General features: G+C 70.9%; 22 protein-coding genes. 7 read left to right on the forward strand and 15 right to left on the reverse strand.

Annotated features, from left to right (window positions below; translation table 11 throughout):
• Positions 1-125: 125 nt before the first annotated feature.
• The 4 genes from Ahu01nite_RS37735 (at position 126) to Ahu01nite_RS37750 (ending at position 6,408) form a co-directional block, all read left to right on the forward strand.
• Positions 126-1,283, forward strand: a complete 1,158-nt coding sequence (locus Ahu01nite_RS37735) for a sensor histidine kinase (protein WP_203841527.1) — start codon at positions 126-128, stop codon at positions 1,281-1,283.
• Positions 1,280-1,948, forward strand: coding sequence for a response regulator (locus Ahu01nite_RS37740; RefSeq protein WP_203841528.1), 669 nt, complete (start codon positions 1,280-1,282; stop codon positions 1,946-1,948). Before Ahu01nite_RS37735 ends, Ahu01nite_RS37740 begins: the two co-directional genes overlap by 4 nt.
• A gap of 85 nt (positions 1,949-2,033) precedes the next feature.
• Positions 2,034-5,591, forward strand: a complete 3,558-nt coding sequence (locus Ahu01nite_RS37745) for a ricin-type beta-trefoil lectin domain protein (RefSeq protein ID WP_239159469.1) — start codon at positions 2,034-2,036, stop codon at positions 5,589-5,591.
• Positions 5,592-5,796: 205 nt separating this feature from the next.
• Positions 5,797-6,408, forward strand: a complete 612-nt coding sequence (locus tag Ahu01nite_RS37750) for a hypothetical protein (RefSeq protein ID WP_203841529.1) — start codon at positions 5,797-5,799, stop codon at positions 6,406-6,408.
• A 120-nt stretch (positions 6,409-6,528) separates the two neighbouring features.
• Here the strand turns inward: Ahu01nite_RS37750 and Ahu01nite_RS37755 are convergent, their stop codons facing one another.
• From Ahu01nite_RS37755 to Ahu01nite_RS37775, 5 genes are all read right to left on the reverse strand, one after another.
• A complete protein-coding gene (locus Ahu01nite_RS37755; RefSeq protein ID WP_307794688.1) occupies positions 6,529-6,885 on the reverse strand; it encodes an AQJ64_40280 family protein in 357 nt (118 codons plus the stop codon).
• A 115-nt stretch (positions 6,886-7,000) separates the two neighbouring features.
• Positions 7,001-7,327 (reverse strand): trypco2 family protein, encoded by a 327-nt coding sequence (locus Ahu01nite_RS37760; RefSeq protein ID WP_203841531.1) that lies wholly within the window; start codon positions 7,325-7,327, stop codon positions 7,001-7,003.
• Between the two features lie 15 nt (positions 7,328-7,342).
• Positions 7,343-10,657, reverse strand: coding sequence for a tetratricopeptide repeat protein (locus Ahu01nite_RS37765; protein ID WP_203841532.1), 3,315 nt, complete (start codon positions 10,655-10,657; stop codon positions 7,343-7,345).
• Positions 10,658-10,842: 185 nt separating this feature from the next.
• Positions 10,843-11,724 (reverse strand): NAD(+)/NADH kinase, encoded by an 882-nt coding sequence (locus tag Ahu01nite_RS37770; protein ID WP_203841533.1) that lies wholly within the window; start codon positions 11,722-11,724, stop codon positions 10,843-10,845.
• Positions 11,721-12,743 carry an SPFH domain-containing protein gene (locus Ahu01nite_RS37775; protein ID WP_203841534.1) on the reverse strand — a complete coding sequence of 341 codons (1,023 nt, stop codon included), beginning with the start codon at positions 12,741-12,743 and terminating at the stop codon, positions 11,721-11,723. The genes Ahu01nite_RS37770 and Ahu01nite_RS37775 overlap by 4 nt, the downstream gene beginning before the upstream one ends.
• Before the next feature lie 60 nt (positions 12,744-12,803).
• Here Ahu01nite_RS37775 and Ahu01nite_RS37780 point away from each other — a divergent pair, with 60 nt between their 5' ends.
• A complete protein-coding gene (locus tag Ahu01nite_RS37780) occupies positions 12,804-13,484 on the forward strand; it encodes an NUDIX hydrolase (RefSeq protein WP_203841535.1) in 681 nt (226 codons plus the stop codon).
• Between the two features lie 85 nt (positions 13,485-13,569).
• Here the strand turns inward: Ahu01nite_RS37780 and Ahu01nite_RS37785 are convergent, their stop codons facing one another.
• Positions 13,570-17,640 (reverse strand): nSTAND1 domain-containing NTPase, encoded by a 4,071-nt coding sequence (locus Ahu01nite_RS37785; protein ID WP_203841536.1) that lies wholly within the window; start codon positions 17,638-17,640, stop codon positions 13,570-13,572.
• Positions 17,637-17,981 carry a CU044_2847 family protein gene (locus tag Ahu01nite_RS37790; RefSeq protein WP_203841537.1) on the reverse strand — a complete coding sequence of 115 codons (345 nt, stop codon included), beginning with the start codon at positions 17,979-17,981 and terminating at the stop codon, positions 17,637-17,639. Before Ahu01nite_RS37790 ends, Ahu01nite_RS37785 begins: the two co-directional genes overlap by 4 nt.
• Positions 17,982-18,146: 165 nt before the next feature.
• Here Ahu01nite_RS37790 and Ahu01nite_RS37795 point away from each other — a divergent pair, with 165 nt between their 5' ends.
• Positions 18,147-19,016 (forward strand): endo alpha-1,4 polygalactosaminidase, encoded by an 870-nt coding sequence (locus Ahu01nite_RS37795; RefSeq protein WP_203841538.1) that lies wholly within the window; start codon positions 18,147-18,149, stop codon positions 19,014-19,016.
• Between the two features lie 30 nt (positions 19,017-19,046).
• On the opposite strand, the gene Ahu01nite_RS37800 is transcribed toward Ahu01nite_RS37795, so the two are convergent.
• Together Ahu01nite_RS37800 and Ahu01nite_RS37805 are read right to left on the reverse strand one after the other, a co-directional pair.
• Entirely contained in the window at positions 19,047-20,078 is a 1,032-nt protein-coding gene (locus tag Ahu01nite_RS37800) for a ParB/RepB/Spo0J family partition protein (protein WP_203841539.1), read from the reverse strand.
• Between the two features lie 120 nt (positions 20,079-20,198).
• A complete protein-coding gene (locus Ahu01nite_RS37805; protein WP_203841540.1) occupies positions 20,199-20,408 on the reverse strand; it encodes a hypothetical protein in 210 nt (69 codons plus the stop codon).
• A 267-nt stretch (positions 20,409-20,675) separates the two neighbouring features.
• Between Ahu01nite_RS37805 and Ahu01nite_RS37810 the strand changes: the two genes are divergently transcribed.
• The gene (locus Ahu01nite_RS37810; protein ID WP_203841541.1) at positions 20,676-21,884 is read left to right on the forward strand and encodes a helix-turn-helix domain-containing protein; all 1,209 of its coding nucleotides are present in this window, start codon (positions 20,676-20,678) and stop codon (positions 21,882-21,884) included.
• Between the two features lie 8 nt (positions 21,885-21,892).
• Here the strand turns inward: Ahu01nite_RS37810 and Ahu01nite_RS37815 are convergent, their stop codons facing one another.
• The 6 genes from Ahu01nite_RS37815 to Ahu01nite_RS37840 form a co-directional block, all read right to left on the reverse strand.
• Positions 21,893-22,729: an NAD(P)-dependent oxidoreductase gene (locus Ahu01nite_RS37815; RefSeq protein WP_203841542.1), complete on the reverse strand. Its 837-nt coding sequence runs from the start codon at positions 22,727-22,729 to the stop codon at positions 21,893-21,895.
• Positions 22,726-23,460, reverse strand: a complete 735-nt coding sequence (locus tag Ahu01nite_RS37820) for a hypothetical protein (RefSeq protein ID WP_203841543.1) — start codon at positions 23,458-23,460, stop codon at positions 22,726-22,728. The genes Ahu01nite_RS37815 and Ahu01nite_RS37820 overlap by 4 nt, the downstream gene beginning before the upstream one ends.
• Complete coding sequence (locus tag Ahu01nite_RS37825; RefSeq protein WP_203841544.1) at positions 23,457-25,103, reverse strand: class I adenylate-forming enzyme family protein; 1,647 nt, start codon at positions 25,101-25,103, stop codon at positions 23,457-23,459. The genes Ahu01nite_RS37820 and Ahu01nite_RS37825 overlap by 4 nt, the downstream gene beginning before the upstream one ends.
• Positions 25,100-25,360, reverse strand: coding sequence for an acyl carrier protein (locus tag Ahu01nite_RS37830; RefSeq protein ID WP_203841545.1), 261 nt, complete (start codon positions 25,358-25,360; stop codon positions 25,100-25,102). The genes Ahu01nite_RS37825 and Ahu01nite_RS37830 overlap by 4 nt, the downstream gene beginning before the upstream one ends.
• Positions 25,360-25,896, reverse strand: coding sequence for an N-acetyltransferase (locus tag Ahu01nite_RS37835; RefSeq protein WP_203841546.1), 537 nt, complete (start codon positions 25,894-25,896; stop codon positions 25,360-25,362). The genes Ahu01nite_RS37830 and Ahu01nite_RS37835 overlap by 1 nt, the downstream gene beginning before the upstream one ends.
• A gap of 61 nt (positions 25,897-25,957) precedes the next feature.
• Positions 25,958-26,608, reverse strand: a complete 651-nt coding sequence (locus Ahu01nite_RS37840; protein WP_203841547.1) for a Type 1 glutamine amidotransferase-like domain-containing protein — start codon at positions 26,606-26,608, stop codon at positions 25,958-25,960.
• Positions 26,609-26,659 lie beyond the last annotated feature (51 nt).

Consider the following 26,659-nt stretch of genomic DNA (forward strand, 5'->3'; position numbering starts at 1 on the left):
GCGCCCCGTAGTCCGCGTCCTCGACGCGGAGTGCAGGCGGCTACTCCGTACGAAGTACGCGCCGACGCGGGGAACTACTCCAGTACGACGAGGTGGGGAGTGCGTGACCCCCGTACAGTCCTCGCATGCGCCTGAGGAACTGGCATCCGCAGGTCACAGACGCGGTGGCCGGCGGGTTTCTGTTCGTGTTCGCCTTGATCTCGGTCGCCGCGCCGACCGGTGCCGACCGCGGGGGCGGCCCGCCTGCCGGGCTGGACTTCCTGGTCTGTGGGGTCGCCTGGGTCCTGGTCGCGCTGCGTCGCCGCTGGCCGTTGCCGGTCCTCGCGGTGTCCGCGGCGTTCACCATCCTGGCTATCAGCACCCCGTTGCTGCTACCGCCGGCGACGCTCGCCGTGCTCGTCTGCGCGTATACCGTCGCCACCCGGACCGCGCGCATGGTCGCCTGGCCCTCGGCGCTCGCCGCCGCCGTCGCCGTTTACCTGGCCGCCGGAATCGCCTACGGAACCTGGGCCCAGCCCGAGGCCGTCGCCATCTTCGCTTCCGCCGGCATGGCGGTGGCCGTGGGCGATCTGGTCCGCACCCGCCGGGCCTATCTCGCCGAGGTGCTCGACCGGGCGCGGCGGGCCGAGCGCAGCCGCGAGGAGGAGGCCCGGCGAAGGGTGATCGAGGAACGGGTACGGATCGCCCGCGAACTGCACGATGTGGTGGCGCACCACATCGCGATGATCAACGTGCAGGCCGGCGTTGCCGCGCACGTGCTGCGCGACCAACCGGACGAGGCGGGGGAATCCCTGGCGCACGTGCGGCACGCCGCCCGGACCGTGCTGGCAGAGCTGTCCACCGTGCTGGGCGTGCTGCGCGGTCCCGGGCACCCGGGCGACCCGGTGGACGAGCCGGCCCGGGGCCTGGCGCACCTCTCCGAGCTGATAGCGCGGATCGCCGGCGCCGGGCTGCGGGTGGAGGAGCGGCGCAACGGACAGGCCCGGCCCCTCCCGTCAGCGGTCGACCTGGCCGCGTACCGGATCATTCAGGAATCCCTGACCAACGCCCACAAGCATGCACTCGACGACCGCGCCCGGCTGCGGCTACGTTTCGCCGAGGACGAACTGGAGATCACCGTGGAGAATTTCACCGCGAACGCCACGGCCGGCGCCACCGGATACGGCCTGGTCGGTATGCGCGAACGGGCCACAGCGCTGGGCGGCCGGTTCTCCGCCGAGGCCACCGGCGACGGCCGTTTCGTGGTGCACGCGGTCTTGCCGGCGCCGCGGGCGGCCGCGTGACCGTCCGGGTGCTGCTGGCCGACGACCAGCGGCTGATCCTGGCCGGCTTCCGGGTGCTGATCGACTCGGGAGCCGGCATGGAGGTGGTCGGCGAGGCCACGACGGGCACGGAGGCCGTCGCGATGGCCCGCGAGACCCGCGCCGACGTGGTGCTCATGGACATCTCCATGCCGGGGGTGGATGGCATCGAGGCCACTCGCCGGATCACCGCCGACCCAGACCTGGCCGGGGTCCGCGTGCTGATCCTGACCACGTTCGAGATCGACGAGAACGTCCTGCGCGCCCTGCGGGCCGGTGCCAGCGGATTCCTCAGCAAGGGCGTCGAGCCTGCAGACCTGATCGAGGGCATCCGTACGGTGGCGCGCGGCGAGGCTCTGCTGTCGCCCGTGGCCACGCAGGCCCTGATCACCCAGTTCCTCGACCAGCCGGACCCGGAGGGCGCGGCGGCCGCGGTACCCCTTGATCAGCTGACTGATCGCGAACGCGAGGTCGTAGCCCTGGTCGGTGCGGGCCTGTCCAACGACGAGATCGCCCAGCGGCTGTTCATCTCCCCGCTTACCGCAAAGACCCACATCAGCCGCGCGACGATCAAACTGGACGCCCGAGACCGCGCGCAGCTGGTCATGCTCGCCTACCGGAGCGGCCTGATCCGCCCCGCGGGCTGAGCCCCGATCATGCTACGAGCCGCTCGGCCGCCAGTTGTTAAGAAAGTTGCTTTAAACGAGTGGATGTGTATCTCATGATGCATTGGTGTTCATCACTGTGTTGTGTGAGGTGCTCATGCACGGTCGTCACCGTCCGCACGTCCTCCGCCTCGTCGCCGTAGCCTCGGCAGCCCTCCTGCTCTCCGCCCCCGTCCTCGCAAGTCCTGTCCTCGCAAACCCCGTCCTCGCCACCCCGGCGACCGCGACCGGCCGGGCCGCAGCCGCCGCCGTCGTCGATGGCAGCGCCCGCTTCCAGGTCCTGACCCCGACGCTGATCCGGATGGAGTACGCCGGGGACGCCGCGTTCCAGGACGCCACCACCTTCAACGCGGTGAACCGCAACCTGCCCGCCCCGGCGTACACCACCGCTGTCTCCTCCGACGGGTTCCGGGAAATCCGCACCAGCTCGCTGACCCTGCGTTACAAGCAGAACAGCGGCCCGTTCACCGCGAGCAACCTGTCGGTGGTGGTGACGTCCACCGGCGCCACCGCCAACCCGATCTTCCCGTCGTACTGTGTCGTCTCGACCGCGTGTGAGGCCGAGAACGCGCTGCTGCGCAAGCACGCCGGCACCGCCGTCGACCACACCGGTTACGTCGGCTCCGGGTTCGTCGCCGGGTACGAGTCGGCCGACAGCGGCATCGAGCAGGACGTCTCGGGCGTACCCACGGCAGGGTCCTACCGGTTGGCCGTGCGGTACGCGAACGCCGTCGGCGGTGACGGCCAGAGCACCAGCCGTACCCTGTCGACCCAGGTCAACGGCGTTGCCGGGCCGCGGTTGACGTTCGCGCCGACCGCCTCCTGGGACACGTGGGCGGTCACCTCGGCCACCGTCAGCCTGCGGGCCGGGGCCAACACGCTCGCGCTCGTGCAGGCGGAGGCCGACAGCGGCAGGATCAATGTGGACAGTATCGCGATCCTGCCCGTCTCCTCGACGAACTATCCTGGTGCGGCGACGACGCTGACCACCACGGGGTACGGCGCCGGCCCCTCCAGCACGCTCGGTGGGTGGACCCGGGCGCTGGACAACCCGGCCGCGGTGCCCGTTCCCGAACACCCCGGGATTCTCAACCGCGGCGGGTGGTACCTGCTGGACGACACCCGCACGGCGCTGCTGCCGGCCGACCACACCGTCACCGACCGGCCGAGCCACGGAGCGCAGCCTTACCAGGACGGATACTTCTTCGGGTACGGGACGGACTTCCGCGGCGCCCTCGGCGATCTGAACGCGCTCACCGGCCCGGCTGCCCTGCTGCCCCAGTCGGCGTACGGCCTGTGGTACTCCCGGTACTTCGCCTACAGCGCTGCCGACTACCAGGCGCTGCTGCCGAAGTTCCGGTCGTCCTATGTGCCGCTGGACTGGCTGGTGGTGGACACCGACTGGAAGTCGCCGAGCCAGTGGAACGGCTGGAACTTCAACACCGGGTTGCTCGGCGACCCGCAGACGTTCCTCGACTGGACCAGGGCGCAGGGGCTGTCGGTCTCCCTGAACGTTCACCCGTCGATCGCCACCAACGACCCGAAGTACGCCACGGCCAACTCCCAGGCCGGTGGGCTGCTGCCGGACGGCTCCGGCACCTCGGCCTTCGACTGGTCGAATCCGGCGCATCTGTCCGCGTACCTCAATCTGCACCGGCCCTTCGAACAGCAGGGTGTACGGGCCTGGTGGCTGGACTACTGCACGTCCTGCGGCGGATCACTGGCGTCGGACGAGCACGTCGCGCCGGACAACCTGATCAACATGCGGTACGCCGACGAGTTCACCGGCCGTGGCGTGCGTGGTTTCTCGTTCGCCCGGATCGGCGGCGCCGAGCACGGCGGCATCACCACCTCGTACCCGCTCGGACCCTGGTCGGAGCGGCGCACGACGATGCAGTTCACCGGCGACACCCCGGCCACCTGGCAGATGCTGGCGTTCGAGACCCGGTTCACGACCGACGAGGCGGCGGCCGGGCTGAGCAACGTCAGCCACGACGTCGGCAGCTTCCACGGCGGCCACCTCGCCGACGACCTGTACGCCCGATGGGTCCAGTTCGGCGCGTTCCAGCCGATCGACCGGCTGCACTCGGACCACGGCGACCGGCTGCCGTGGGACTACACCGGCGACGCCGCCGCGAGCGCGCAGCGGTTCCTGCGGTTGCGGGGGGCGCTGGTGCCGTACACGTACACGGCGGCGCGGCAGGCCAGCACCACCGGTGTGCCGATCGTGCGCCCGATGTATCTGGACTACCCGGGCAGCGCCGCGGCGTACACCGCCACCGGTCAGTACCTGTACGGCGACAACCTGCTGGTCGCGCCGATCACCAGCCCGAACGACGGGTCCGGCAACGGCTCGGCGTCGGTCTGGGTGCCGCCGGGCAGCTGGACCGACTGGTTCACCGGCACCACGTACACCGGCCCGGCGACCGTCACGATCAGCGCGCCGCTGTCCCGGATGCCGGTGCTGGTCAAGGGCGGCGGCATCGTACCGACCCGGACCGATTACGTGGAGAACGCCGGTCAGCGGCCGCTCACCCAGGTCACGCTGAACGTCGCGGCCGGCGCGGACGGCACCTCCTCGCTGTACCAGGACGCCGGCGAGGGGCCCGGATACACCTCGGGTCAGTCAACGACCACGGCACTGGGCTGGCAGAACGGGGCCCGGACCCTGACCGTCGGGGCCGTGTCGGGGACATATCCGGGGGCACCCGCCACCCGGTCGTACACGCTCCGGTTGTCGAACGCCACCGCGCCGACCGCAGTGACCGTCGACGGGGTGCAGGTGCCGGAGACGGCATGGGCGTACAACGTCGACCGGCGGACGGTCACGGTGACCACCGACGCCTTGCCGGTGAACGCCGCGCACACCATCGGCCTCACCGGCAGCGCGGCCGGCAACCCGGACGGTGGCGAGATCATCGGTGCCGGCGGGCTCTGCCTGGACGTCCGCGGCGGTGTCGCAGCGGAGGGACAGCCGATGCAGCAGTACGCCTGCAACCACACCCCCGCACAGCAGTTCACTCACGGTAGCGACGGGACCCTCCGGGTGCTCGGCCGCTGTGTCGCCCCGGTGGGCAGCACCGTCGCGACGGTGTCCTGCACCGGCGCGGCTGGACAGTCCTGGACACGGCAGTCTGACGGCTCGCTGACGAACACGCCGACGGGCCAGTGCCTGCAGGGCCAGGGAGCGGACCAGGCGCAGGTCGCCGCGTGCGCGAGCACCGACGCCCAGCATTGGCGGCTGCCGCCGGGGCCGATCGCCGGGCCGGCCGGGTTCTGCGCGGACATCGCCGACGCAGACCCGACCTCGGGGACGCCTACCCAGCTGTACGCATGCAACTCGAGCGACGCGCAACGATTCTCCGCACCGGGCGACAGGTCGCTGCGGGTCTTCGGCAAGTGCCTGGACGTCCGCGGCGGCCTTACCGTCAACGCGACGCCGGTGCAGCTGTTCGACTGCAACGGCACGACTGCTCAGCAGTGGGTGACCCGGTCCGACGGCACGATCGTCAGCCAGGCGTCCGGCCGCTGTCTGGACGATGCCGGCGGCACTCAGCGGTCCGGCGACCGGCTGCAGATCTACGACTGCAACAACACCGCAGCTCAGAAGTTCCGGCTGGGCTGACGTTCCGTTGGGCTGACACGCATGCCCGCGCCGCCCCCGCCCGGGGGCGGAGCTCGTCAGCCGTGACCAATCCTTATGAACTGGTGACGGATCGCCGAAGCCATATCCTCGGCTCCGGTCGAACCCTATGGTCGGGTGCTGTGGACCTCGTACTCGTTGGCAGCGCCGGTCTCGTCGATCTGTCGTCGACCGCGCGATGAGTGTCGTGACAAGCCCCCGCCGACTGCGCCCAGCGCACGTTCTTCTGCTCGTCACCCTCGGGCCGCTGCTGCTTGCGCTCGCCGGACTGATCCACCCGCACGGGCTGTCCGCTGCCACCGCGCACCGCTGGGTGCAGTTGCACATCGTCCTTCTCCCCGCCTTCCCCCTGCTGGGGCTCGGGTTCTTCGTGTTGCTGCGCGAGCGGCCACGCGCCGATCTGCCCGGAGCGGCAACGATCGTGGCCTGGGTGTGCGCCTGTGTCTACGCGGCCGGCTACACCGGCCTGGACGCCGTGGCCGGAATCGCGGCGGGCACGGTCGCGGGCCAACCCGGGGACCCGGTCCAGCTGCGCCGGCTGGTGCTGGCCCTGTACGACACCGGCGACCGCCTGGGCCACGTCGCCGTGTACGCGTTCCTCGTCGCTGTGCTCGCCGGCACCGTCGCCCTGGTCAGCCGGCACGGCCTACGGGTGATGCCCGGCACCGTCGTCCTGCTCCTGGCCGGCTACTCCTTCATCGACAGCCACATCTTCTCGCCGCGCGGTGTGCAGACCATGCTGGCTATCGGTGCGGGGTTCGCCCTGTGGACCTGGGCCGCGTCCCTGGATCGCGGGTGACCGGGGGTCGCGGCGTAGCTCTTACGGGCCTTGCTGACCTGGATGACGTCGGCGCTCCGGCTGGGCGAAGGCCCGGGCGAGGCACCGCGTCGTTCCGGAGCTTCCTGACCCGCCGGAGCGTCATGCGGCGAGGCCGGTCACCGCGGCCAGCGCGGACGCGACCGGTGCACCCATGAGAAGGGAAGTGGGTGCACCGGGCAGGGGAGGTAGGGCGGCCCAGTGGGTCACGCCCTCCTTCGAGACGGGATCGTACGGTTTGCGGGTCACCTGGTCGGAATCCCAGTAACGGTCGCGGATGACCTGGTCGGTGCCCTCGACCGGGTGGACCGAGCGGAAGTGCAGTGCCATCACCAGCCAGAAATCGCCCTCGTCGGCCGGGTAGCGGCCCGTGACCGCGGCCAGGACCGGCACGCCGTCGGGCGGGTTCTCGAGCCGGGCATCGATCCACGTGATTATGGCGTCCGTCTTGTTCTCCACAATCGGCAAGACGATCGGAGTGCGTCCCCAGGATCTGCACCGCCGTGTGACCTGGGTCATGTCACGGGTTCTTCGCCATCCGCTGGTAGGCCGCAAGGGCTGGAAGACCCGGTGCCTATCGGCCGAGGTGGCCGGACGGTGTTTCGGTGCCGAGGGCTCCCGGGTGGGCGTAGATCAGCAGGTCGTTGCCGTCCGGGGCCTTCGGGGTCAGCTGGACCTTGACCCGGTGGGTGCGGCGGCGGCCGCCGCCGGCTTCGGTTTCCGCGGTGACCACCCAGGCCTTGAAGCCGACTTTGGCCTTGGCGTCGGCGCGCAGCTCCACCTCGAACTCCATGTCGATCGGGCCGACCGTGAACGCGATGTCCTCGCCCGCACCGCGCTGGGCCGCTTCGAGCAACTCCTCGCGGATGGCCGCGACCGCATCAGCCAGTTCGATGTCCATCGTTCTCCTTCGGTATCAGCCGCGCAGCTCGGTTCGCATGCGGAGCAGGGTCGCTATCGCCACCTCGGGCACGTCGTTCAAGGACCGGGTCAGCCGGAGGGCCTCGTCGGCCGAGCGTAGTCCGTCCTGGCGCATCCCCAGGCCGCCGAAGATCATTGTCTGGAGCACCAGGGTTCGCAGCAGGGCTGGTCCGTCACGGGTCTGGCGGCAGATTGCTGTGGCTTCGCCGATGAGCGTGCGCGCCTCTGGCAGACGGGCGGCTGCGGCGTGCAGTTTGGCCGCCGAGATCAGGATCTCTACGTGCAGGGGCAGGTTGATGACGGGTTCGGCCGCTGCCAGTTCCCGGTAGAGGGGGACCGCTTCCGCCGCGTTGTCCGCGGCCTGGTCCCTGTGTCCGGCGGTTTCCAGGAGGACGGCGAGCACCAGCAGCGACTGGGCGAGGTCTTTGCGGAATGCTGCCGGGCGTTGGTCCGCCAGGACGCGGCGGATGGCGACCGCCTCCCGGATCGTTGCCAGCGCCTGCTCGCCGTGGCCGGCTTCGGACTGGTAGCGGGCGAGGTTGTTGAGCGCCATGGCGAGCAGCGGCGCGATCGCGTCGGGCCGGCCCGTACGGAGCCGGCGGTAGATCGTCGCCGACTCCTCGCCGGCCGCCAGTGCTTCGCGGAGGTGCCCAAGATGGTGCAGTTGCAGGGACAGCGTGTTCAATGACATAGCGAGATTCGGCAGGTACGCGTCCGGCTCGTCCTCGCAGAGCCGTCGGCGGATGGCGACCGCCTCCCGCACCACGACCAGGGCCTCGGCCTGCCGGTCTCGTCTGCCGAGCTGGAAGCCGAGGTTGCTCAACGCCATCGCCAGCTCGGGGAGGTGCCCGCCGGGATTTTGTTCGGCGAGAGTGCGCCGCAGGGCCACGACTTCGGTGATGGTCGCCAGCGCCTCGTCGTGCCGGCCGACCTCGATCAGCCTGATGGCGAGGTTGTTGAGGGTCGTTGCCAGCGCCTCGTCGTCCTGCAGTCCGCGCCGGATCTGGACCGCTTCCTTCACCGCTTCGACCGAATCCATCCGGCGGCCGAGATGGCCGAGTTGCAGGGAGCGCACGCTGAGTGCGGCGGCCAGGTCACCGCGGTACTTGTCCGGCCATACGTCCGCGAGGCCCCGGATCACCGTGATCGTTTCCTCGGCGGATTCCAGGGCCTCGTCATACCGGCCCACTTCCATGAGTCGCAGGGTCAGCCGGTTCAGGCTTCCCGAGATCTCGTAGAGGTACGTCTCGGTGTCCTGCTCGGAGTCGGCCGCGGCGCGGTCCACGGCCACGAGGCGCTGGGAGGCGTCGACTGCCCATCCGGCGAGCGTGTGGGTGGACACCGGAACGTGGAAGACCAGTGCGGCGAGCTGGTCGCGGGTCACCTGCGGGTCATCGGCCACCCGTCGCAGCGCGGTGACCAGCGGGCCGGGGCTCTCGACGCGGGTGGCGGCCCCGATGGCGGGCAGGGCGAGCCACCTGGCCTGGCGTACGCACAGCTCGGTCAGAGGTTCGTCGAGTTGCCCGTCGAACGCGGCCTGGTGTGCCGCGCGGGCGAACACGGTGAGGAGCCGGTCGCGTTGAGGTTCGGAGCTGGCGGACAGCAGCGGGTCGACGAGCCGTTGGTCCTTGAGGAGCCGGGTGCCGGCGAAGCGTTCCGCCAGCCGGTCCGGCTGCAGAGCGCCCCATGGCCGCGCGTCGGGCGGTGGGTACAGATGCGCGAGCCAGCGGTGGACCGTCTCGAGCAGGCTCTCGGGCCGGTCGCGCAGCACCTCCAGCGATTCCAGCAGGTCCTCGGCTTCTGTGCGATTGTCGGCGCCGAGCAGGAACGTCGCGGCGAGCGTGTCCTGGAGCGACCCCTCGGGCAGCGCCGTGCGCAGGCCGAAGCCGTCCGCCGTCCGGTACCAGTGCCGTCGCTCATGGTGCAGGACACGGTCCTCGACCGGCATCGCCGTGTCCTCCCGCTGCCAGTCGACGCCGTACGCGGCGTCGAGGAGATCGGCGAGCGCGGTCATGTGCAGGGTCAACGCCGATGCGGGGCGTCCGGCGTCCACATAGGGCGGGGTGTCCGCCAGCAGCGCCGGGTCGATGTCGAGCTGGGAGGTCAGGGCGGCAGCCAGGTCGGTGAGCGCATCCTGGTACGCGTCGGCGCGCCCGGCTGCCTCGGTTTCCAGTTCCAGCAGCCGGACGACGGGCGCGTCCTCGAGGAACTCGGTGGCGTACGGGCTCTCGGACTGCAGTGTCTCCCACCAGTCACCGACCGAACGGGCCAGCAGCAGCATCCGCACCGGTGAGGTGCCGGCGTGGCGGGCGCAGGCCCGCAGCACCTCGGCGACCTGGCCGAGCTGGGACTCCGCGTAATCCACGATGACCAGCAGTGGTACGGCGACGTGCCCGATCACCTCCAGGGCGGGCACGGGGGCGCCGGGCCGCAACCACAGCACCGCCCACCGCTGATCTCGCAGCCGCCGCCCCAGCTCATGGGCGACGCGGGTCTTGCCCTGACCACCGGGACCGTGCAGCAACCAGGCCCGGAACCCCGCCGGCCCGGCCCACGCGATCAGGTCGTCCATGAGCGTGCGCCGGCCGCGGAATCTGACCAGGTTCCGCTTGGCGATCAGCAGCGCCGCGGGGCTCCGGCCGTATCTCACCAGCTCGGCCAGGTCGTCGAGCTCGACGCCGTCGAGGGCGGGCCCGGCGGACCCGTGCCGCCGCAGGATTGCGACGAACTCAGGGTCGTGGGCCAGTACATATCCGGGTACGGCGTCGAGGTGCGCATGCCCGCCACCGGCGAGGTCGGCAGCGATGACCCCGGTGAGCAGCCGGCCGCAGAAGAGGGCGGCACCGGAGAGCCCCGCCCACGGCGACGCGCCCCGCGGTGGATGGTCGGACAGGCTGAGCACGTACCGGTCGGCGACGACGCGGTTGCCGGCGTTGATCGTGCCCGCCGGATGCCAGGTCTCCGGCGGTGACCCGGGGCGCTGTGCCCAGATCGGGAATCCCCAGGTCTCGGCGGGGATGCCGGACCGGTTGGTGACGGTGCGGCCCCAGCGCACGGCGTCGCCGTCCCACCCCGGGTCTTCCGCCCCCAGCTCGAGCAGTGCGGCGTCGTCGCGGCCGCCTGGCGTGCCCCGCCACACGACGGTCGCGGGGAGCCGGGCCGCTGCGGTGGCGGCCCGTACCTCGACCTGGGCGCCGACCTGCGGGACGACGTGGGCTGAGGTCAGGACCAGTCGGCGGGCGATGGCGTAACCCGAGCCGTGACCGGTCGGTGCGTGAACGACGACGACCCGGCCGAGCTCCATCGACATCCGCCTCTCGCCCTCCGAGGCTCCACATTAGCTGCCCGGGAACAGGGAGCGGCGGTCGATGATCGGGGCCCCGCACATCATGGCGACCCTGGCCGCGGCTGAGCGGGCCGAGTTCGGCTTCGTCCGGGAAGCGGCCGGGCTCAGTGACTCGACTCTGCCGGCCCGGGAGAGCGTCCGGGCCGGTGTCAGAGCAGGCGCAGGCGGCGGTCAGCGACGCCGACGGAGATGCGCTGGCCCCAGGCGAGTTGCAGGGCGTCGGACTCGAGGCCGTCGGCAAAGGCGACCAGGCGTTCGGACTCGCTGCTCAGCTCCAGGGTCTGGCCGGTGTGCAGCCGGCCGGCGACCTGCGTGACGCCGGTGGCGGGGGAGGGCCAGGCCTCCCGGACATACCAGCAGAGGGCCGCCTCGGCCGGGTCCGGCATCGCCGGGGCGGTGGCCCGTTCCCGGGCTATCGACGCGCACCAGCCGGTCGCCCCGGTGCCGGTGCCCACGATGACGCCGGACGACGACTGCCGTTCACGGTCGCCGCCGGGGCCGGTGAGCACGTAGCGAGCGGACTGATGACCGGGGTGGCCGATGTAGATCTCGTTGAGGCCGTGCAGGGTCTGGCCGTCGTCCAGGCGGGCCACGACCATGGCCCGCTCCTCACCGCCGCCGCGGGCGTGCAGCAGGCCGGGGACCGCGGCGGCGGGGTGCCGGACCAGGACGCCCGGGTTGCGGCCGGGCTCCGGGTCGACGCCGATGACGGGCTGGCCGTCGAGATATTTGGCCACGTTGGCGACCAGGCCGTCCTGGCCGACGGCGATCACCACGTCCTCGGGGGCGAACAGGAACCGGGGCAGGTCGGCGCGGTCGACGTGGCCGCGCCGCCAGTCCGCCGGGATCGCACTGCCCACCTCGGTGAGGGCGGCGGTCAGCGCGTCGTGCCGGGCGCTCACCTCGGCCAGGTCGCGGCCGCGTTCTCGCAGGAAGAAGGCGGCGGCACCGCGGGTACCGTGCCGGGCGAGCAGCTCGTCGAGCTCGCTGCGCCGCGACACGATCACCACGCGCGGGGCGAGCGTGCTCATCCGAGCCGTCCGGCGAGCTTGCTGAGCAGGTCCGGGGTGATGGTCAGCTCACCGATGGCGGGAAGGTGTCCGGCGAGTTCCTTCAGGGCGAGGGCCTGGACCACCGCCGGGGGCAGATCACGGTAGGCGGCGAGGCGCGCGGCTTCCGCCTCGGCTTCGGCCAGGCCGACGAGACGGGTACCCGTGGCTCGCGCTTCGTCGCGTACCCGATCAGCATCTGCTTCTGCTGTTGCCGTGGTGCGCAACCGATCCGCGGAGGCCGCGTTGGCAACCAGCTGGGACTCGGCGTCCAGTTCGGCCCCGCGGCGGGTGTTGGCGCCGCGCTGCTCGACCAGCAGCTGCTCCCGGCGGGCGAGCTCGATCTGGCTCTGCAGCTCGTTCTCCGCGATCGTGCGCTCCTGCTCGACGGCCTGGGCCCGCCGCGCGTACGTGGCGCGGTCGGCCTCCTGCTGCACCTGCTCGCGGGTCGGCGTCTGCAGGGCGCGTTCCATGTCGGGCTCCGGACGGATCGCCACCACGCGGGCGCTGACCACGCTGACGCCGGTCTCGGTGAGCCGGGTGTCGTGGGCGAGCGCGTCCGCGACGGACTGCCGGACCGGGGCGATCCCCGTGGTCAGCGCCTCCGCGAGCGGCAGCCGGGCCAGCAGGTCCAGGGCGGGCTGCTGGGCCAGCTCGGCGAGCAGGCCGGCGACCTGGTCGAGCGGCTGCCCGCGCCAGCTGCCCCGGTAGGGGTCGATCGAGAAGTCCAGGCGGGTCGCGGCCGCGGCCGGGTCGCTCACCCGGTACGTCACCGTGGCCTGCACCGTGACGTCGGCGAAGTCCTCGGTGCGGGCGTGGAACAGCAGCGGCAGCTCCCGGTCGTCGACCGGGACCTCGGACAGCACCGCGGTCAGCGGCCGGTACCAGAAGGACAGGCCGGTCCCGGCGCGCTTCGCCTTGCCGCCGGCGGTGTAGCTGATCCAGCTGGTCGGGGTGCCGCGCAGGTGTCGCAGGTTGAACCGCCGCGTTACGTGGGCCATAGTCACTCACTCCTTATTTCGTCACGATGACGATAAACCCGCTCGGGTATTATCGTCAACATGACGATTGCGGTGGACCTGGTGCTGCTGACCATCCGGCAGTCCCGCTTGCAGGTGCTGCTGATCCGCCGCGGCATCCCGCCGTACGAGGGACAGTGGGCGTTACCGGGTGGCTTCGTCCTGCCCGACGAGGACCTCGAGGAGGCGGCCCGGCGGGAGTTGCGCGAGGAGACCGGCCTCGACCCGGCGGCTGGGCACCTCGAACAACTCGCCACCTACGGCGCCCCGGGCCGCGACCCACGCGGCCGGGTGGTGGCCGTCGCCTACCTGGCCCTGCTGCCCGACCTCCCGATCCCGGTCGCCGGGAGCGACGCGGCCGGGGCGGCCTGGCGGCCCTGCGACGACCTGACCCCCGGCGACCTGGCCTTCGACCACGACCGGATCCTGGCCGACGGGCTCGAGCGGGCCCGGGCCAAACTCGAATACACGCCGCTGGCAACCGCGTTCTGCCCGCCGGAGTTCACCATCGCCGACCTGCGCGAGGTCTACGAGAGGGTGTGGCGCACCACGATCGACCCCCGCAATTTCCACCGCAAGGTCACCGGAGCGGACGGCTTCGTGGAAGCGGTCGGGCGCAGCGTGGCCCGGGACCGGGGCCGCCCGGCCCAGCTGTTCCGCCGGGGGCCGGCGCGGCTGTTGCACCCGCCGCTGCTGCGCCCGCGCGACGGCGACCAGCCTTGACGGACGCCTCCGTCGCGCATGATGACGGAGCCGCCCGCCAAGCAGACGGATCGGCTCAGATCAGGTGCCGATGCCACCAGGTCTGTCACGGCGGGCACACCGGGGGCGCCGACCGGTCATCCAGATAGACCTGGGCCTGGTCGGGGTCGAGGTCATGCCCGATGGCCGAGCAGATGTGCCGGTGAACCTCGTCCGGGCCGGGCGATGTCGTGCTCCACAGGCCGACCATGCGGCCGCCGCCGGCCAGCGTACGGCCGTCCGGGCTGAACGCCACCGATCGGACATACACGTCGCCGGAGATCAGCGTGCGTTCGCGGTCGCCGGTCCTTGTGTTCCACAGCCGGATGGTCATGTCCTCGCTGCCGCTGGCCAGCGTGCGGCCGTCCGGGCTGAACGCCACCGATCGGACCGGACCGGTGTGGCCGATGAGAGACAGCCGGGGTTCGCCGCCCGTCAGGTTCCACACCCGGATCGTCCCGTCCGCCCCGCCGGTGGCCACGGCGTCGCCGCTGGGGCTGAACGCCACCGACTTGACCTGTCCGGAGGGATCGACGAGGTGACTGCGGGGCCGGCCGGCGGCCAGGTCCCACAGCGTCACCAGGCCGTCGTCGCCGCCGCTGGCAAGCAGTGTCTGGTCGTGGTTGAACGCGAGCGAGGTGACCGTGTCGGTGTGGCCCGACGGGATCTTCGTCGCGCGTCTGTCCGCCGTGTTCCACAGCCGGATCGAGTTGTCATAGCTTCCGCTGGCCAGCAGGGTTCCGTCACGGTTGAACGCGAGCGCGGTGATCGAGTCCTCGTGAGCCGGCAGGATCCGGTGTCGCTGTGCTTCTACGGTGGCGGCCATGTCCCACAGATGCACCTTGTGGTCCGAGCCGCCGCTGGCCACGTGCCCGTGCGGACCGAACGCCACGGTGCTGATCGCGCCGTCCTGGTGGCCGAGAACCGTCCCGGTCGTCCCGTCCCAGAGCCGGAGCTCCCCGTCGTCGTCGCCGCTGACCAGCTGGTTGCTGTTCGGGGCGAACGCGACGGCGTCGACGAGTCCATCATGGCCGCGCAGGAGGTGATCGTCGGCCCCGGCTGCCGTGTCCCAGAGCCGTACGGTGCCGTCGGCGCTACCGGTGACCAGGCGTTTACGCTTCGGGAGGTACGTCATGGAGGCGACCGTGTTCGTGTGGCCGAGTAGCCGCCGTTCGCCCACGGCGCCGGTCGGGTCGTGCAGCTGCAGCCGCCCGTCGCCGTCACCGACCGCCAGCGTGCTGCCGTCCGGGCTGAACGCCACGGAGGTGATGGAGTCGGGATACTGCGCGACGTCGCTGGGCGTGCCGGCCGCCACGGGCCAGATCAGCACGCGGTTGTCGTAGCTACCGGTGGCCAGGGTGTGGCTGTCCGGGCTGAACGACAGCGAGGTGACGGAATCGGTGTGGTGTTCGAGCACGCGCCGGAGTTTGCGGGTCCGCGCGTCCCACAGGCTCACGGTGTTGTCGTCGTCGGCGCTGGCCAGCGTGTGTCCGTCCGGGCTGAACGCGACCGCGTGGACGACGTCCATACCGTGGTGGACCGTGGTGACCGTATCGGACGGCACGCTCCAGGTCAGCACGTCGCCGTCCTCGGTGCCCACCGCCAGCGTCGCGCCGTCCGGGGAGTAGGCCAGCGTGCTTACCGGGAAGGTCAGGTCGCCGGGCAACTCCCGGACTCTGCGGGTCACCAAGTCCCAGATTTGTACGGTCGTCTCGTCGCCGACTGCCAGCGCGTTGCCGTGCGGTGCGAAGGCGACCGCGGTGACCGCCCCGCCTCCGCCGGGGGACGGAAGGCTCGTTCGTGAACCATCGCGCAGGTCCCACAACTGCACCGTGCCGTGCGCCGTGCCGGCTGCCAGGATTGACTCGTCCTCGTTGGCCGCGATCGCGTGGACGCTTCCACCCCCGCTCTCGAAGGTGTGTGCCAGCGCCGCGGTGGCCGCGTAGGCGTCGTTGAGGCGCGCCGCAGCCTCCGGCGTCCTGCTCATCCGGTAGGCGTGCACGGCGAGCAGGGCACTGAGGTCGGGATTTCCCGTGGCGTTCGCCTCCGACTGGACGGCGGCCTGCCGGGACTGGGCGGCCTGCCGGAGCTGGCCGGCCTTGTTCGACTGGTAGGAGGCGAACACGGCGGCGGAGACCGTGAGCACCAGCAGCATCACCATCGCGATCATGACGGTACGGACGCGGCGTGCTCTGGCGGTGGCGGCCCGCTCGCTCGCACCCAGGAACGCGGCGACCGCGCCGGGTAGCCGGCTCTGGCGTGACCAGCTCAATCCCTCGGCGAGCTCGACGCCGGCCAGCAGGTCCGCGCGGTTCGTCGTGCCGGTCCAGTGCTGCCGCTGCTCCTCGGCACGGCGCAGCCAGTCATGGAAGCGGTAGTCCTCGGCGATCCAGTCGCGCAGCGTGACCCAGTGGCGGATCAGCGAATCGTGGATCAGCTCCGCGATCGGGGGCGCCTCCGGGGCGCCGGCCCTGGCGTGGGTGACGATCAGCGGCGTGGGGGTGGTCAGTGCCCGTACCACCGCCTCGAAGGCGTCGTCGTCGCCGACGAGGTCACGCAGCTGGTCGAGGGGCACCTGGCGCCGGGCCGACGGGGTGTGCTGGTGGAGGTCCGCGGGGCGGACGAGCGCGGTCAGCACCTGCCGGGCGATCGGCTGCAAGGCCGGGTCGAGGGCGGCGATGCTGTGGTCGCAGCGGGCGGTGAGGCTTCCGGCCAGCTGGCCGATGCGCTGGTAGCCGTCGTGCGTGAGCCGTCCGTCCGCGCGGCGTTCCCAGAGCTGCAGCATGGCGAGCTCGAGCACCGGCAGCGCGGTGACCGGCACGGAACCGTCGCCGGCGGCCTCGAGGTCGGCGAGGATCCGGGCGACGAGGCCCGGCTCGAACCGCAGGCCGACCGTGGCAGCGGGCCGTTCGACGATGTCGGTGGCCTCGCCACGGGTCAGCACCGCGGGGATGTTCACGACCCCCGGGGTCAGGGCGTGCAGCAGCGTCGGCGCCGCGGCGGCGAACCGCGGATAGAAGTCGTCCCGCATGATCAGCAGGAGGGTGGGCGGGGCCGCCGAGCGGACCAGCTCCTCCAGCTGTGCCAGCAGGTCACGGGCGGCGGGCTGGGCGAACACCTCCTCGAACTGGTCGATGATCAGCAGGAGGCGGCGACCGGGGCTCGTCGTGTCGGGGTGTCCCCGGACGGCGTGGACCAGGCCGTCCCGCACGGCTCCGGCGAGGCCGGCCGCCTCCAGCTCGGCGAGCAGGTCGGTGCCCGGACGAGCCGTGATCATCGCCCACCCGTCGGAGCCCGGTGCGGCACGGCCGGCGGTGATCTCGGGCAGCACGCCCGCCTGCACCAGCGAGGACTTGCCGGAGCCGGACGGGCCCAGCAGCAGCACGGCGCGTCTGGTCAGCGAGGCGACGACCCGTTGCACCGCGCCGGCGCGACCGTGGAACCAGGCCGCGTGCGCGGCGGTGAACGGCGCGAGCCCCCGGTACGGGCACACCGTCTGCTCGCCCAGCGCCCGGTCGACCTGCCGCAGCGTCTCGACGGCCGTGGCGTACGCGATGCCCGCCCCGCGCTGGTACTGGTCGGCCCGGTCGATCGCGGTGACCATGCCGATCACCAGCCCGGTCTCGTCGTCGAACACGGGCGAGCCGCTGAACCCGACGGTGACGTCGTTGGCATCGGTGAGTTGCAGCAACTGCCCGTCGCCGTCGACGTCGGGCAGGAGGTCGCCGGCCCGCGCGTAACCGAACCGGCCCCGCGGTCCCGGGCCGGGGACCCCGTACATCCAGAGCCCGTGGCCCCGGCACCCCGCCGCGGACCCGAGCGGAAGCACCCCGGCGCCCGCTGGAACCTCGTCGAGGCGCAGCACTGCGACGTCCGTGCCGTCCCGGTGCCGCCAGGCCGCCGGGTCGACCCATGCGACGGCAGAGGGCAGGCCCGGCACGTGCGGGAACGTCAGCGACACCCGGTCGCCCGGTCCCGCCCCGGTCGCCTCGACGACGTGGGCGCAGGTGACGATCGCGCCGTCCCCGGCCAGGAAGCCGACACCGTGGGCGGCTCCGTCCGGGTCCACCAGGACGGCGATCCCGCTGCCTCGCGGCGCCACTTCGACATGTGTGGGAGTGCTGCGCGCGAGCGTCACGGCGCGTCTTCCGATCCGGCTTCAAGCTGGTCGCGGCTCCAGCGCACCGTCACCTTGAAGTGGCACTCCGCTTTGGACGTGGCGACGAGGGCTCCTAGGCCCGCGACCAGCTTGAGCCCGAATTCGATCGTCACGTCGTCCGGGCCCGTGCCGCGCAGCTCCTCGATCATCTCGCGAGACGCCTGGGCCGCAGGGCGCAGCTGTTCGCGCAGGCTGTCATGCAGGGCGTGCACGGCATCGCTGCCGCGGCCCGCCTTCACCGGACCGGCGACACCCGTGCCGGCCGCCTCCAGCAGCAGGGAGCCGCCGCCGTCGAGACCGACCTCAACCAGAACTGTCATGCCGGGAGAACACCACAGGAGAGCTCGGGCTCCGGCGCCGAAACTCCGGGCGGCGCAGGAAACGCCCGGACGCCCGAATCCCATCGGGTGACGCGGGGCGTTACCAAAGATCACGCAAGACCTTATGCGGGGCAAAGGCCCGACAAGAGATCACGGAGCTACCTCATGGCAACTCTCCTCCGGCACCTGATCAGCGGCGTCGGTGCGGCCTCGGTCGCCCTCGCCGGCTCCCTCGCCCTCGCCACGCCCGGCGAGGCAGCCCCCACGGCCGCGAGCGTCGTCCCGCCGCCGGCCAATGCCACCTTCGACTACCAGATCGGTGAGGCGTACCGCCTTCCCACGGGTGTCACCGTGGTGAGCCGGGACCGCACCGATGCCCCCGCGCCGGGCGCCTACAACATCTGCTACGTCAATGCCTTCCAGACCCAGCCCGAGGAGAAGGGCGCCCCGCTCGCGGAGGGAACCATCGGATGGTGGCGTAAGAACCAGCCCGGCCTGCTCCTCAAGGACGCCCGCGGCCGCGAGGTCGTGGACGAGGAATGGGATGAGGTCCTGCTGGACACGTCGACGGCAGCCAAGCGCTCGGCCCTCGCCGGGATCGTCGGCGGCTGGATCACCGGCTGCGCGACTTCCGGGTTCAAGGCGATCGAACCCGACAACATCGACTCGTACCAGCGGTCCAAGAAGCTGCTCAGTAAGACCGACGCCATCGCCTACCTCCAGCTGCTTGTGTCCCGCGCCCACGCGGCGGGCCTGGCCATCGCCCAGAAGAACACCACCGAGCTGGGCTCCGCGGGCAAGACCGCGGGCCTCGACTTCGCCATCGCCGAGGAATGCGGCGCGGAGGATGAGTGCGGCTACTACACCCGGGTGTACGGCGACCGCGTCATCGACATCGAGTACGAGGACAAGGACGGGGGCCGGGAGGGTTTCGCCACGGCCTGCGCGGCGATCGGCGCCCGGACCTCGGTCGTCCTGCGCGATGAGGACGTGACCGCCCCCGGCAGCCGCAGCTACGTCTACAAGGCCTGCTGAACAGGGAACGGGCGGTCGCGTCGTCGTCGGTCAGAGCTCGCCTGTTCGGGGGAGGACCGGGTCTTCCTCGACGAGTCGTTCCTTGAGCATTTCGGCGAACTGCTGCCACAGGGCCATGTTCGCCTGGGCTACCTGCAGCACACCTTCGATGTTGTACGCGGGGACGACGGCCGGCAGCGTGTGCATGACTTCTGTCTTCGGGGTGCTGCCCAGCCAGCTCAGCAGCACGCGGCCCATTTCCCGGAAGCGTAACGAGGGATCGTTGCGGAGCCGTTGCAGGGTGTGGTCCCATCCCGCGTTCTGGCCGGCGATGGTGAGGGTCTTGTTGAGCTGGAAGTCGGCCATGTCGTGGACGCTGCCGGTGCGCTTCTTGGAGCGGTCCTGGGCGCCGGGTACGGGGTCTTCGCCGCGCCGCAGCCGGTCCCGTACGTTCATGACGGTTGAGGGGGCCAGTCCTGTTGCCTTGGCGACCACGCGCAGGGAGGCGTTGGGATTCTGGGTCAGCAGGCCGGCGGCGTGGCGGCGGCCGGTGGCGCTCGTCAGGGGGCGGACCCGGCCGTCGCGGCCGATGCGGGCCGGCTCGTGGCCGGTGTCCATTGTGGCCTGCTGTCCGGCGGCCCGGACCGCTTTCACCGATCGGGCTGACAGCCCGGTGATCGCGGCGATGGCGCGGTCCGACCAGTCCGGGTGGCTGGTGACGATGCGGCTGACCGCTGCCTTGCGGTCGGCGAGCGAGAGCGGGAGGCCGTGCCGGACGTTGAGTTCCACGGCGACGATGAAGGCATCTTCGGGGGCGACGTCCAGCAGGCGGGCTTCGATGCTGTGGTCGCCTCGCGCGATGGCGGCCCGCAGCCGGTGCATGCCGTCGATCACGCGCATGGTGGGCCGGTGCACGATGATCGGGGGGAACGTCGTGCCGGACTCGATCAGGAGCTGGACCTGGTCGGTCTGTTCCCCTTCGGTGCGAGGTGAGTCGGCGGGGAGCAGGGTGTTGATGGAGACGCTGACGACCGGGCACTTCGTCAACTGTTCGGCCAGCTGCCCTGCTTTTTCCTCAAGCATCTTGTGTCCTCGCTGTTGCTGACGCGACTACGTGGTTCGGGGAGATCTCGAGCGGCGCGTCCCGATGGCGGATCGATGTGAGGAATCACGTCATCGGGCGCTCAGGGGGAGCGGTGTGGTTCAGGGCGTGGTCGGGGTGGGCCACTCGATCTCGCCGTCGGTGCCGGCGTGCCCGGCTGCCGATGCCGGGAGTGCGGTGTGCACCGGCCGGCCCGGCTGGACGGGTGCGGTGGCCAGGGCGAGAGCGCTGAAGAGGCTCAGCATCGCAGCCGTTGCCGTGGCGGTGCGGCGGATTGCTGGCGAGCTGGCACAACTGGCGAATCCAGGCATGTGGATCTCCGGGAAGAGTGGTGGTGGGACTGCGAGAAGCCTAGATCCTTGGCAACAAGCTTGGCAATACATTGTCAAACCTGCGAGATCATTTTACCGGGACTTGACTCCTGTCCCGAATGTTGATTACCGGGGTGCGGATACGGCCACCTGCAAGTTGCCACCGGTTGCCGTGCTGCGTAGAGTAATTTGAGGGAATTTCCCAGGGTGTTCAGCTTTGGGTGAGGCAACACCTGGGTGCGATCGACAGTCTTCCGGGAGGGCGACATGGCCGAACTGCCACACTTCGGCCACCGGCTGAAGACGCTCAGACTGGAACGTGGGATGAGCCAGGCCCAGCTGGCGGGTGACGGCATGTCCACCGGCTATCTCTCCCGGCTCGAGTCGGGAGAGCGGCGTGCCACCGACCGGGCGATCACCTACCTCGCGACCCAGCTCGGTGTTGATGCCGACACCCTCACCCAGCCCGCGGGCGGCAGCCTCAGCGAGGCGCTCGCCATCGCCGCCTCGACACCGAGCAACGCGGACATGTCCCCGGGCATCCTGCGGGCCGTCGACGAGGACGAGCAGACGGACCCCGCGGCCCGCTGGCAGGCGCTGTGGCTGCTCGACTCCGTCACGGACGCCGGCCTCGAACCGGGCCGGCTGCAGGAGCTGGTCGAGCTGGCGGATGCCATCGGGGTGCCCGAGCTGCGGGTGCGGGCCAGAGTCCGCCGGGCCCGCCGGCTGCGCGGGCGTGGCGCGATGGACGACGCGCAGACCCTCGCCGCACAGGCCCTGGACATCGCCGTCCTGGAAAGCCTGTCGACGTTCGATCGCATGGCGGCGCTGCTGGTGCTGATCAGCGTGGAGGCCGAGAGCGGTTCGGTGGACGCCGCCACGCGCCACGTGCGGGAGCTGGAGAAGTGGCTGCCGGAAGCCGCACCCACCCAGGCCGCGGAAGCGCTGTGGACAGCGGCCATGGTCAGCGCCCGCCAGGGTGACTTCGCCGCGGCCAAGGCCCGCCTCGAAGACGCGCTCGCGCTGGTGGCGGGTCAGGACGACCTGAGTCTCTGGCAGCGGCTCCGCGCCGCCGCCATCGCCGCTGCCCTGCAGATGACCCCGCCCGAGCTTGACGACGCCCGGCGCTGGCTGGCCGAGGTCGAGCCGGCGGTCCGGCTGACCGGGACGCCGCTGCAACGAGACGAACTGCTTTCCCTGCAGGCGTATCTCGCGTTTCAGGAGGGCCGCACCGCCGACGCCCGCCGGATGTGCGACGAACTACTGCACAACGAGAACCTGGGGCTGTCCTACCGCGACCGGGTGCGGCTGCTCGCGCTCGACAGCCAGTTGAAGATCCTCGAGGGCGACGCCGAGACCGGGATCGCGACGCTGCAGCAGCTCGGGCAGCAGGCGACCGAGTCGAAGAACCTGGCCCTCGCCACGCAGCTGTGGCAGTCGCTCGCGACGACCCTGGCCAAGGTGCGCCAGGTATGACGGCCCCGTCACCCGGTGGCCGGCGGGATCACGGGGCGCCGGGCCAGCCGGGTGAAGTTCTGTTCCCCGTCCCCGGCCTCGACGACGGCCCGGAGGCGATCCTCGACCATCGCCGCGACCGGGAGATCGGGCGCGAGCCGCAGGGCGTTGCGGATGTCCTTGTGCGCCAGCCGCGCACTGAACTGGCGCGGGTACCGCTCGCTGAGCATCTGCTCTCCGAAGCGTTCCAGCATCCGGCTCGCACCTGACGACGCCTTCAACGCGGCCAGCACGGTCGCCGGCGCCAGACCGAACTGCTCGGCCAGCTGGAAGCCCTCACCCAGGACCAGCACGTTGCCCAGATGAATGACCTGGTTGACGAGCTTCATCCCCTGGCCCTGCCCCAGCCCGCCGGTCCAGAACAGGCCGGCGCAGATGGTGCCGACGAATTCCCGGACCTCGGCCGGGAGCTCCTCCGGCGTGGCTCCCACATATCCGGTCAGCTGCCCGTCGCGGGCCAGGTCGACGCTGCCGGACACCGGGCAGTCGACATAGCCGATCCCGCGCTCGCGCAGGAGCTCTGCCGCCCGGACCGCCGACGCCGGATCGTGCGACGAGAAGTCCACCACCCAGGCGGCCGGCCCGAGGTTCCGTACGACATCCAGCACCTCGGTGGCCGAGGGGAGGCAGAGCGCGACGATCGGGGCCGGCGCGCCCTCCGCCGTGGAATCCCGACCGCCGGCCTGCCGGAACTCGGTGAGCCGGCCCCGTCCGTTACCCGCCCGCACCGGGTAGCCCGCGGTGATGCACCGGGTCGCCATCGGCAGACCGAACGTGCCCAGCCCGTACCAGTCGACCGCGGTCATCGGCTCGATCCGCCGCCGCAGTCCTCGACCGAGGGGAACTCGTCGGAGAGGAAGACCGTCTGCGCCATCATGCGCAGCCCGGACATCTTCTCCCGGAACGCCTCGATCGTCTCCTCCGGGTGGATCGTGTCGATCACGGCGTTCTCGCCGAACGAGTTGAACTGGTGTGACGTCCCGCGCGGGATCTGCATGTCCACGATGGAGGACTCCGGAACCCAGAAGCTGTAACGGTCACGGGTGCTGTCCGGCATGCTGTCCCGCTCGACCTGCAGCTTGAACGGGGTCACGCCGTCGACATAGGTGTAGTGGAACGGCGAGAGCGCGGACACCCGGATGGAGGTGTCGGAGCCGGTCATCAGCCGTACCATCCGAGCGCCTGTGTGGTAGTGCATCCGCGAGCAGGCCCCGCGGTCGCCGACGTTGAACAGGTCCATGCAGTAGCGGCTCGCCGAATATCCGTCCAGCGGTTTGGCGAGCATGTAGACCAGGCCCTCCTCGAAGTACTGGGCCCGGATCACCCCGTCGTCGTCCGGGGTGAGCGCCTGCTGCGCGGCGTGGCCGTCACGGACCACCTTCGCCATCGCGCCGACCAGCGCGTCCGCCGCCGCCGGGGGCAGCGCCACGACCGGGGTGATGATGCAGGCACCCGCGTCCTGGAACACGTCGAGGTCGTGCACCTCGTTCTCGTCGTCCGGGTTGCTCTTCATGGCGGTGGTGGTGGTCGTGGTCATGGCTGCTCCGTAACGTTGTCGTTGGCCGGGGGTGTGGCCGGGGTGCCGCGGTTCGTCCCGATCTCGTCGGTGAGCTGACGGCGGATGATCTTTCCGGTGCTGGTCCGCGGGATCCGATCGGCGAACACGATGCGGCGGGGGAGCGCGTTGGCGGAGAACACGCCGCTGAGATGCCGGGCGATCCGGGTCTCGGAGACCTCCGGGGACACGACGACCGCGGTGATCGCCTCGCCCTCCACCGGGTCGGGCAGGGCTATACACGCGGCGTCGCGTACCCCGTCGAGGCGTAACAGGGCGCGTTCCATCTCCTCCAGGGAGACCGCTTCGCCGCGTACCTTCGCCATGTTCTTCGTGCGGCCGGTGATGACGATGAAATTGCCCGGTGTGTACGCGGAGACGACCTCGTAGCCCTGGTCGCCGGAGTGGAACCAGCCGTCCAGGAAGGCCTCGTCGGTCGCTGCGGGGTTGCCCGCGTACCGGGACATCACGTTGTGTCCCCGCATCCGGATCTCACCGTGCTCGCCGGGGCGGGCCCGCTCGCCGCTCGCCGTGAACACCGCGACTTCGTTGCCGTACACGGCCGTACCGATGGAGGGGATGGCCGTGTCGAGCATCAGCCGCCGGTATTCGCTCTCCGGCAGATCGATCGGGACCGTCGTCGAGAAGTTGGTGGTCTCGGTCAGGCCGTAACCCTGGACGACCCGTACGCCGAACTTGCTGTACACCTCGGCGCACGTGCGCGCGGACAGCGGCGCGGCGGCTGTCAGGAAGTACTCGAACTCGGCGGGGAACACCGGCTCGCGCCACGTCTGCAACAGCGTGTCGAGGACGCTCGGCACCGCGCTGGCGAGCCGCGGCCGGTAGCGCTGCACCAGTTCCGGGTACTGGAAGGGGCTGAATCCCCGGGCCAGCACCGTGTGCGAAGCGGAGAACAGCGGGGAGAGCAGGGTGGTGTGTACCCCGTTCGCGTGGTGGATCGGCAGGAAACCCAGGATGCGGTCGCCAGGCTGCATCCGATGGTGCCGTACGAATGCCTCGGCGTTGGTGGCGGCGTTGCGATGGGTCTGCGCCACCATCTTGGCCGCGGCGGTGGACCCGGACGTGCCGAACAGCAGGGCGTCCGTGTCGGGCCGGACCGGGGGCAGGTCCCCGCCGGTCGCGTCGGGCAGCTGGGACGGGTCCGGGACGATGACCGCACGCGGGTCCGGGTCCCGCTCCCGCGTCAGCGCCGGGGGGACCAGCAGCGCCACCGCCGACTGGCTGTCGATCTGCTCGAACGCACGCCCGGCCGGATCACCGGGGTTCACCAGCAGGCAGACGGCGCCCGCCCGCAGGATGGCGAAGAGGACGGCGATGGACACCGGCTCGTTGAGCGGCGTGAGCGCCACCACGTCACCCGGCGCGATGGCGTGTTCGCGCCGCAGCCACCGGGCCAGCCGGCCGCTCCAGCTGTCGAGCAGACCGAAGGTGAGCACGGTCTCCGGGCCGTCACCGTCGACCGAGGTCAGATACGGGGCGTCCGGGGTGTGCCGGGCCCGGTCCGCCAGCGCCGCCAGCACTGTCGGGTAACGGCCGAGATCCTGGACAGGGGAGATGCCCTGATAGGTGTGCACTGCCGGGTAGGACTGCACCGTGCCGGTCATGCGTCCTGCTCCCGGCGGGTGAGTTCCTCGACGGCGGCGGCGACGGAACGCACGGAGGTGAACGTGTCGGCCGTGATCAGCGCCGCGGGGAAGCGCACGCCGAACGTCCGCTCGATGTCGACGATCACCCCGGCGACGGTCAGCGAGTCCACCCCCCGGTCCCGCAGGGGCGTGTCCAGGTCCGCACCGTCGTCCCCGGTGCCCGCCCGCGCGTTGCGGGCGACAAGTTCGGCTACTTGCTGGGTCAGCTCCCGCATCAGGCGGTCCGGTCCCTTTCTGGCTCGTGCAGGATGTTCTGCAGACGGATCCGGCGGACCCCGCCGTCGTCGAGGACTGGTCCATACGCCGTGAACCCGAATTGCTCGATGAGGCGTACGGTGTTTGTCAAGTCCGGATTGGTCTCCGCGCGGATGGCCGTCGCACCCAGTTCGCGTGCGGTTTCCATGGCCTGGCGCACACATCTCAACCCGACCAATGTGTCACCGCCGTCCAGGTCCGGTGAAACGGCGAGCCGCTGCATATAAATCGGCTTGGCGGTCGGCGGGAAGATATCGGTCGCGGTCTCGAAAGACGGCTCCCAGGTCAGCGTGAACATCGCGATGGCGGTGCCCCGCTCCCGGAGCAGACGGACACTGCGTGACGCTACCAGTCGTTCGGTGCTCTGAATGCGCCGCCGCGGCACGGGCGTGCCGTACCGGGCGGCGATGAACAAATCAGCGGCACAGAGCAGATCGTGCACCTCGCCGGGATCACCGGCAATCGACCATTCATCTCGGATCCCGAGCTTTGTCATGCGTCCAAATATGACGCACCTTCCGGGCGGCGTCCATATTCGGCGAACACCGCCGAATCGATCAGTTCGCGATCACCGTGGTCGTGTCCCCGTCCACCACGATCGCCTCGCCGTCGCGCAGGGTGATGAACGGAATGTGGTGATCGATGAGATACCGCACCATGTCCTCGATCTCCGCGGACTCCGGATGATCCGAGCGGTAATGCGGCGCGATCGCGTAGGGCAGGACGCCGAGCCCCGCGTACGACGGCGGCCCGCCCGGGTAGCCCGCCGGGACGTAGTGCGGGTCGTCGATGTGCCCGTCGATGCCGCGCAGGGTGGGCCCCAGCACGCAGATGCCGGCGCTGTACCCGGAGTAGACCAGCGCGTCCTCCGCCAGCAGCCTGGTGATGACCTGGTCCGCTGTGCTGAGTGCCAGGGCCCGGCGCAGCACGAACGTGTTCCCGCCGCGCACGTACAGCGCGTCGAAACCCCGCAGCGTCGCCTCCAGGGTGGATGCGTCGGTGAAGTAGGAACGCAGATCGACCTCTTCGGGCTCGAGGTCAATTTTGCGTAGCTCGTCCATCTCGAATGCCAGCGAAGCGGCCCGCCGCTGTTCGTCGCGGAAGTCGTAGGCATTCAGGATGACCGCGACCCGGCGCCGGCCCGACACCAGGCCGGACAGCAGTTCAGGGCGGGTACCGATGCCGACGGAGGAGAGATATAGACGCATTCTGCGCAGGGTAGCAGCCGGCCGCGGGGGGTGGTCGAGTGCGGAAGATCC

This window comes from Winogradskya humida, from assembly GCF_016862215.1.
Lineage (GTDB): Bacteria > Actinomycetota > Actinomycetes > Mycobacteriales > Micromonosporaceae > Actinoplanes > Actinoplanes humidus.

Bases quoted from the DNA above. Each gene is read 5' to 3' on its own strand.
- Ahu01nite_RS37765 (WP_203841532.1), bottom strand. From the start codon at position 10,657: ATGTCGATGGAGCTCGGCCGGGTCGTCGTCGTTCACGCACCGACCGGT.
- Ahu01nite_RS37840 (WP_203841547.1), bottom strand. From the start codon at position 26,608: ATGCGTCTATATCTCTCCTCCGTCGGCATCGGTACCCGCCCTGAACTG.
- Ahu01nite_RS37775 (WP_203841534.1), bottom strand. From the start codon at position 12,743: ATGGCCCACGTAACGCGGCGGTTCAACCTGCGACACCTGCGCGGCACC.
- Ahu01nite_RS37800 (WP_203841539.1), bottom strand. From the start codon at position 20,078: ATGCTTGAGGAAAAAGCAGGGCAGCTGGCCGAACAGTTGACGAAGTGC.
- Ahu01nite_RS37805 (WP_203841540.1), bottom strand. From the start codon at position 20,408: ATGCCTGGATTCGCCAGTTGTGCCAGCTCGCCAGCAATCCGCCGCACC.
- Ahu01nite_RS37760 (WP_203841531.1), bottom strand. From the start codon at position 7,327: ATGGACATCGAACTGGCTGATGCGGTCGCGGCCATCCGCGAGGAGTTG.
- Ahu01nite_RS37790 (WP_203841537.1), bottom strand. From the start codon at position 17,981: ATGACAGTTCTGGTTGAGGTCGGTCTCGACGGCGGCGGCTCCCTGCTG.
- Ahu01nite_RS37735 (WP_203841527.1), top strand. From the start codon at position 126: ATGCGCCTGAGGAACTGGCATCCGCAGGTCACAGACGCGGTGGCCGGC.
- Ahu01nite_RS37815 (WP_203841542.1), bottom strand. From the start codon at position 22,729: ATGACCGCGGTCGACTGGTACGGGCTGGGCACGTTCGGTCTGCCGATG.
- Ahu01nite_RS37810 (WP_203841541.1), top strand. From the start codon at position 20,676: ATGGCCGAACTGCCACACTTCGGCCACCGGCTGAAGACGCTCAGACTG.
- Ahu01nite_RS37820 (WP_203841543.1), bottom strand. From the start codon at position 23,460: ATGACCACGACCACCACCACCGCCATGAAGAGCAACCCGGACGACGAG.
- Ahu01nite_RS37780 (WP_203841535.1), top strand. From the start codon at position 12,804: ATGACGATTGCGGTGGACCTGGTGCTGCTGACCATCCGGCAGTCCCGC.
- Ahu01nite_RS37835 (WP_203841546.1), bottom strand. From the start codon at position 25,896: ATGACAAAGCTCGGGATCCGAGATGAATGGTCGATTGCCGGTGATCCC.
- Ahu01nite_RS37825 (WP_203841544.1), bottom strand. From the start codon at position 25,103: ATGACCGGCACGGTGCAGTCCTACCCGGCAGTGCACACCTATCAGGGC.
- Ahu01nite_RS37795 (WP_203841538.1), top strand. From the start codon at position 18,147: ATGGCAACTCTCCTCCGGCACCTGATCAGCGGCGTCGGTGCGGCCTCG.
- Ahu01nite_RS37770 (WP_203841533.1), bottom strand. From the start codon at position 11,724: ATGAGCACGCTCGCCCCGCGCGTGGTGATCGTGTCGCGGCGCAGCGAG.
- Ahu01nite_RS37830 (WP_203841545.1), bottom strand. From the start codon at position 25,360: ATGCGGGAGCTGACCCAGCAAGTAGCCGAACTTGTCGCCCGCAACGCG.